Raw genomic sequence first — 2845 nt, 5'->3', positions numbered from 1 at the left:
GGATGGGGCGGTGCGGAGGGGTGGGTTCGGTTCCAGAGGTAGATGCCTCCGCCGACCAGGGCCAGGATGACGATGCCACCGGTCACGATCGTGCCGAGACCGAGCCCGGCGAAGCCGCTCACGCCCTCGGCCGCCGCCGCGCCGCCTATGGCTTCGCCGGTCGCGGCTGCCTCGCCGGTGAGCGCCGCGCCTGTGACGGCGGTTTCGCCCGTCACGGCGGCGCCGGTGGCGGCCGTCTCCCCGGTGAGCGCGGCACCGGCGGCCGCGGTTTCGCCGGTCGCGGCGGCGCCGGTGGTGGCAGCGCCAGTGGTCGCGGCACCGGTAGTGGCGGCGCCGGTGGTGGCCGCTTCTCCGGTGAGCGCCGCGCTCGTGGTGGCCGTCTCGCCGGTCACCGCCGCGCCCGTGGTGGCGGCTTCACCCGTGGCCGCGACACCCTCACCAGCGGCGACCCCTTCACCGGCCGCGATCCCCTCGCCGACCGCCACGCCCGGTGCGGCCGCACCCGGAGCGCTCGCCGCCGGAACGGCCGCCGCGCCAGAGCTCTCGCCGGCAGCCGCCGCGCCCACGGCCGCGTCGCCGCTCACCACGCCACCGGCCTCCGCCGCGGGTGCGGCGGCGGCAGGAGCGGCCGCCGTGGGCGCCCCGGTGGCGGCCGCCGGGGCCGCGCTGTGGATGACGCCCTTGGCGGTGGCGGCGGTGACCGTGGCCACGCGGAATCCGCCGTGCTGGACGAATTCCTCGATCGCCTGCTGGCTCCACCCCATCACATTGGCGAGGGAAGCCCTGAGGTTCTGCGCACCGGCCTGCATGACGCCCTGGAGCTCCTGGTTCACCCGCAAAAGGTTCTGCCGGATGAAGTCCCGCTCCTTGACCAGTTCATCCAGGACGTCATAGAAGAACTGGCCCGAGCGGATGTCCGCCTCCGCTGAATACAGGACGTTCCAGTAACCCGCGCTCTTGCTCTGGAGATCCCTGACAATGGCCTGCCACGCCTGCTGCAGCGCCGGATCAGGAGGGACGTTCATGGCTCATCCCTCACTCTCTCCGCCCTGATCCGCCCCAGGGCCCATGGGACGGACCTGGACGCCGTCGTACCAGTACCAGCGCCCGCTGGGGAGATCGAACATCAGGGCGGCGCCGTCGCGCAGGACGAGACCGGCGTCGAACGCCCGGCGGCGGAACGAGTCCGCGTCGATCCTCTTCGCCGCGAGGTCGTCCAGCAGCCGCTGGTAGCTCGCGACGGACGCCTGGAGCTCCGCCACGAAGCCCATGGCGGTCGCCGGGTCACCGGCCGGGATCTCCTGCAGATGGCGCCCGTCCGCCCACACCGCAGCTATGCCCTCGGCGGTCGCGACGCGCACCAGGCCGTCGGGTCTCCGTTCGAGGACACGCACCCTCGTATCGGCAGGCAACAATCCGGCGGGCTCCTGCGCCGTATCGGGAACGCTCCACACTTCCAGGCCCCACGCGGGGACCGTATGGGTGGGCACGAATATCTCGTCGGTCGTATCGCCCGCACCGCCTGCCGAAGCTTTTTCATTGAACAACTGATTCGGCTGGTTCATGTGCTCGGCCCTTCCGGGTCCCCTCATTCAGCCTTGCACCGAGCACATGGCCGGATCAAGCGGCATGGGAAAATGGAAGAAGCACATACGAGGAAGCACCGTGAACGGGCAATCCGGGGCGCGAGAAAGGCTACTGGCCGACCGGTATCTGCTGGTCGAGCGGCTGGGCCACGGCCCGACGGGCGTGGTGTGGCGGGCCCGGGACCAGGCGGCCGACCGTGACGTAGCCGTCAAGGAACTGACCGTCACCGGTCTGCCGCCCGAGGAACGCTTGGCCCTGTACTCCCGTATGGAAGAGGGGATCCGGGCGGCGGCCCGGCTCCGGCACCCCGGCATCGTCACGGTCCTCGATCTGCTGGCACACGACGGCCGCCCATGGATCGTCATGGAGCTGATCGACGGGCGTTCCCTGGCCGGCACCCTCGCCGCGCAGGGCACGCTTCCACCGAGGGACGCCGCGCGGTTGGGGCTGCCCGTGCTCGCCGCGCTGGGAGAGGCACACGGTCACGGTGTACTTCACCGGGGCGTCAAAGCCGCCAACGTGCTTCTGGGGCACGGGGGACGGGTGGCGCTCACCGACTTCGGCATCACCGCCCTCGAAGGCGCGGCCGACCTCGTGCGGACCGCCGAGGCCCTCGGGGCGCCGGACCACCTCGCTCCCGAGCGGACCGTGGGCCGTGCCCCCGGCCCGGAGTCCGACGTGTGGTCGACGGGCATCACGCTGTACGCGGCCGTGGAAGGGATCTCCCCGTTCCGCCGCGCCACAACGGAGGCCACCCTTCAGGCGGTGGCCACCGATCCGCTTCCCCGGCCGGAACACGCGGGACCGCTGGCCCCGGTGCTGGAGGCCATGCTGTGCAAGGACCCGGCACGACGGGCCGACGTCGGGCAGGCGCGGTGGATGCTCGGCGAGGTGACGTCCGTACCTGCCGGACGGCAGGGCGGCGTGACGGCGCCCACGGCGCCCATGGCATCCGTGCCGGCGCGGCCGGCTCCGACCGCCACGGCCGCGCCCGTGCGTGCGGCGCCCGTGCGTGCGGCGCCCGTTCCCACGGCGCCCGCGGGCGGGGGAGGCCCTGGCACGGACGGCGGCGGGCGGCCACCGCCCGTGCCTCCGCGCCCCCGCAAGCCCCGTGCCCGCGTGCTGATCGCGGCGGCTTCGGTGGCCGTCGCACTCGTCGGGGGCGGCATCTCGGTCGCGAAAATGCTCAGCGGCTCGCACCAGCCGGCCCGGCCCCCCGCCGCCACCCAGAACGCGGCGCCCACGCCCGCTCCACCAC

At 73.3% G+C, this 2845-nt stretch carries 2 protein-coding genes and 1 pseudogene; 1 reads left to right on the top strand and 2 read right to left on the bottom strand.

The window, feature by feature from the left end:
- Positions 1 to 1025 (bottom strand): annotated as a pseudogene (locus K6I33_RS33985) (hypothetical protein); the annotation flags it as partial.
- A gap of 3 nt (positions 1026 to 1028) precedes the next feature.
- Positions 1029 to 1490, bottom strand: coding sequence for a hypothetical protein (locus K6I33_RS33980; RefSeq protein WP_229358661.1), 462 nt, complete (start codon positions 1488 to 1490; stop codon positions 1029 to 1031).
- Positions 1491 to 1665: 175 nt separating this feature from the next.
- Here K6I33_RS33980 and K6I33_RS33975 point away from each other — a divergent pair.
- Positions 1666 to 2845, top strand: a 1180-nt coding sequence (locus K6I33_RS33975) for a serine/threonine-protein kinase (RefSeq protein WP_229358660.1), incomplete at its 3' end; no start/stop codon positions are given.

Source organism: Streptomyces sp. UNOB3_S3 (genome assembly GCF_020740895.1).
Classification (GTDB): Bacteria; Actinomycetota; Actinomycetes; order Streptomycetales; family Streptomycetaceae; genus Streptomyces.
Note: the sequence above shows the minus strand (reverse complement) of the source record. Positions and strands in the feature narration are given on the sequence as shown.